Annotated in this window: 3 protein-coding genes; 2 read left to right on the top strand and 1 reads right to left on the bottom strand. The window is 40.1% G+C overall.

Going from position 1 to position 3,589, the window contains the following annotated elements; translation table 11 throughout:
* On the top strand, positions 1 to 298 hold a 298-nt coding region (locus CAG68_RS21760), incomplete at its 5' end, for a hypothetical protein (protein ID WP_237667916.1).
* Positions 299 to 300: 2 nt separating this feature from the next.
* Complete coding sequence (locus CAG68_RS21755; RefSeq protein WP_161441650.1) at positions 301 to 1,500, top strand: phosphorylase family protein; 1,200 nt, start codon at positions 301 to 303, stop codon at positions 1,498 to 1,500.
* A 460-nt stretch (positions 1,501 to 1,960) separates the two neighbouring features.
* Here the strand turns inward: CAG68_RS21755 and CAG68_RS21750 are convergent, their stop codons facing one another.
* Positions 1,961 to 3,511: a methyl-accepting chemotaxis protein gene (locus tag CAG68_RS21750; protein ID WP_161441649.1), complete on the bottom strand. Its 1,551-nt coding sequence runs from the start codon at positions 3,509 to 3,511 to the stop codon at positions 1,961 to 1,963.
* Positions 3,512 to 3,589 lie beyond the last annotated feature (78 nt).

Below are 3,589 nucleotides of genomic sequence, written 5' to 3'. Positions count from 1 at the left end.
GGATATGAGTATGCCTGCATTTGATCCATCAGAATCGTATATGGATGACTCTCCTGAAAGTTATGCTGGTATGGAATTAATGGAACAGATGAAACTACGTTCAATTAAAATCCCAGTTATAGTCGTGACCCAATTTTCTTCATTTGAAGGTGGTTCTGTAGCTCTGGATGGTCTTTCAAGCAGTTTCGTTAGCAAGTTCCGTGATTTCTATTATGGACATGTTTACTACAACTCAGCAAATGAAAACTGGAAAAGCGAGTTAGAGGCGAGAATTAAAAGTCTTAATGAGAGTAAATAACGATGGCCAAAGCGAAGATATTAGTCGTAGATGATAATTATGAGAAGGTACAAGGAATTGCAGCGTCTCTTAAAGAGTTTAATTTTGAGATTAAGACAGTACTTTCTGCAAGATGCGCTCTTATGGAGCTGAAAAGTACAAAATATGAATTACTCGTATTAGACCTGCAAATACCAGAAGCTTTGGGAGAAGATATTGACCCCGATGGTGGAGTCAAGCTTTTAAGAAATATCGCAGACAATGTTATGATTAAAAAACCTAAGCATATATTGGGTTTCACTTCACATCAAGATTCTTTCCAATCATCAAAAAATGAGTTTGACTCTAGAGGATGGTTGCTGCACTTATTTAATGGTGATTTTGACGTAATTAAGAGCGCTATTTGTTCCCAGCTACAATACTCTGCAACAAACAGTGATTTCTGTGATGTTGTTATTGTTACTGCACTCGAGCATACTGAGTTAGAAACTGTTCTTAAACAACAAGTAGGTTGGGAAAAATTACCCGACAAAAGCGATCCTAGTTCTTACTATAAAGGAACTATTTCTAGCTGCCAAGGCAATGACTTATCGATTGTAGCTGTTTGTTGTCATGGAATGGGAATGGCTAATGCTGCTTCAATTACTATGAAGGCTTGCCTTAAATTTAGTCCACAATACGTTTTGATGACAGGCATAGCAGCAGGTATCGAAGGAAAGGTGAAGCTTGGTGATATACTTATTGCTGAAACATGTTGGGATTGGGGCAATGGTAAACAAACTTTAGTAGATGGTAAGCCTCAGTTTTTAGCCGCACCTAAGCAAGAGATTATTGATGAGTCATTGAGGATAAAGCTTCGAACATTAGCGACTAACAGAGATTACTTAGACGAAATTTACAATAATTGGCCTAGTTCCTTAAGACCTTCTTATGCTCTTTCTGCCCATTTAGGGCCTTTGGCCTCAGGTGCTGTAGTGTTGGAAGACCCCAATGTCGTTGCTGAAATTAAACGAAATAATCGAGAGACAGTCGGAGTTGAAATGGAAGCATACGGTGTAATGTTAGCTTCGAGACTGAGTAGTTCAACGCCTCCAAAGTCTTTGGTTATTAAGTCAGTTTGTGACTTTGCCGATCCATCAAAAGATGACTCGTATCAAGGTTATGCAGCTCATACCAGCACAAGTTTCGCCTTCAAGGTAATCGAAAATATTTTGGATGCGTAAACTACCCACCTTTAGAGTAGAATATTATTTTTGCTTTCTATCAGGGCATCTCATTGATTCCCAAATCTTTTTAAAATTAGTTGCGTTTTAAGTCTTTCTTATCTTGTCTGGTAACCCAGAGATGAGTTGAACATCGCTACATTGACTTTTTGTAAACGACCTGTAATATTATGTCTAAGCCAATTGGCTTAGACACTTGCAATCGATTTGCGTAACTAGATGTGGAAAACTCTTTTATATACAAGGGTTTGCGAAAGATTTTTAGCAAGCGATAGGGTTCAAATCCCTATCTCTCCGCCACTTATTTAGAGAGCTCGCATTTATTGCGAGCTTTCGTCGTTTTAGCTCTTAAAAAACGAGATTTAGAAATCCTCGCTCGTAAACGAATCCGGCACTTCACTATATTCCAGTTAAAAGCCCGCTAATGTTTAGCGGGCTTTTAACTTCGATTTTCTAAAGTTTAAGCAAACTTCTTAATCATTTCAGACAGGTCATTGGTGCAATTTTGCACTTTGGTGTTCATATGATTCGTTTCAGTCATCAGTTCATACGATTCACTGTACTTTAAATTAAGCGACTGGATGTTTTCATTTATTTCATCCGTTACATAAACCTGCTCTTCTATCGCGACCGCAATTTGTTGGTTTCGTTCGACGACGTCCTGAACAAGGGATTCCAATTGTTGAATGCTATCCAAAGCAGTACCTAACAATGTTACCGTTCCGGTCGACATTTCATTACCTTTCTCTAACGCAGAAACCGCTGATTTGCTCCCATTTTGAATCCCTTCAATGGCCGATTTAATCTCTGTTGTCGATTCCTGAGTTCTTTTAGCTAAGGTTCTCACTTCATCTGCTACAACGGCAAACCCTCTGCCTTGTTCGCCTGCCCTCGCGGCTTCAATTGCAGCGTTCAACGCTAATAAATTAGTTTGTTCGGCAATACCATTGATGACTTCAACAACGGTTCCAATTTGCTCGGTTTGTTGGTTCAAACGTATGACCACTTTAGATATTTCGCCGAGCTCACCCACCAACTCTAAAACCGATTGGTTAACATTATCGATAACGCTACGGCTGTCTATCATCGTATTTTGCGCTTCTAACGTAGCCTCGGCGGTCGCTTGAGCATTATTTGATATCTCAGATGAAGAGGCTTGCATCTCGTTGATCGCTGTTGCGACCGAGTCAATCTCCACTTTCTGTGCGCTTAAGTTCTCCGTCACTTGCTGGCTATTTGTCGCAGCACTGTTAGCACTTGCGCGCGTTTCTTCGCAAGAGTCTTTTACAGACACGCCAACGCGCCCCAATAGCGCATTTGCAAATTGCTTACGCATCTTCATACCCAGCTCAATCTCAGCCAGATCGTTGATTCTTCCGCAATAAATATATTCCATGAGTGGATTGTTGAAGTCTTGCCTAGCCTGTTTAGCGAGCTTCTCAACTGGTCTGGTTAATACATAAATAGAGAAAACGGAAAGTAACGCAACAACGCCAAACGCTATCACTGGTGATTGATTCATTTGTAGAATGAGTAAGCCAAGAAGGTTTGAAATTAAAAGGAAGAAGGCCGATCTCATCCACAAACGTGTACGAGGAAGATACATTTTCCACGGCTTACGATTATTTCGAAGCTTCGAATACGCTTTTTCCGCTCGCTGGATGTGTATACGCTCAGGTTTAAATCTCACTGATTGGTATTCCACAACTTCACCATTAGATTTTATAGGAGAAGCAAACGCGTCAACCCAATAATAGCCGCCGTTTTTACGTCGATTTTTGACCATTCCCATCCAGTGTTTGCCAGTTTTCAGGTGAGTCCATAAATCTTTAAAAGCCTGTTTTGGCATATCAGGATGACGCACAACATTGTGGGGTTTACCGATAAGCTCCCCTTCATCAAACCCCGCTACTTCATTAAAGTTTTCACTGGCATATTTGATGTAACTGGAGGTATCGGTAATGGAAACTAGGCTGTAACTCGAAGGGTAATCGTATTCCGTTTCACTCATAAACATGTGTCCTTACATTGATTAATTAACAAACGGCAAATATGAATTTATCAGCATAACATTTACATGCATAATGAT

It is taken from the genome of Vibrio sp. V42_P2S4T144 (genome assembly GCF_009904715.1).
Classification (GTDB): Bacteria; Pseudomonadota; Gammaproteobacteria; order Enterobacterales; family Vibrionaceae; genus Vibrio; species Vibrio alginolyticus.
The sequence above is the reverse complement of the archived record's forward strand: the minus strand, read 5'-3'. Positions and strand labels throughout refer to the sequence as shown.

Bases quoted from the DNA above. Each gene is read 5' to 3' on its own strand.
- CAG68_RS21755 (WP_161441650.1), top strand. From the start codon at position 301: ATGGCCAAAGCGAAGATATTAGTCGTAGATGATAATTATGAGAAGGTA.
- CAG68_RS21750 (WP_161441649.1), bottom strand. From the start codon at position 3,511: ATGAGTGAAACGGAATACGATTACCCTTCGAGTTACAGCCTAGTTTCC.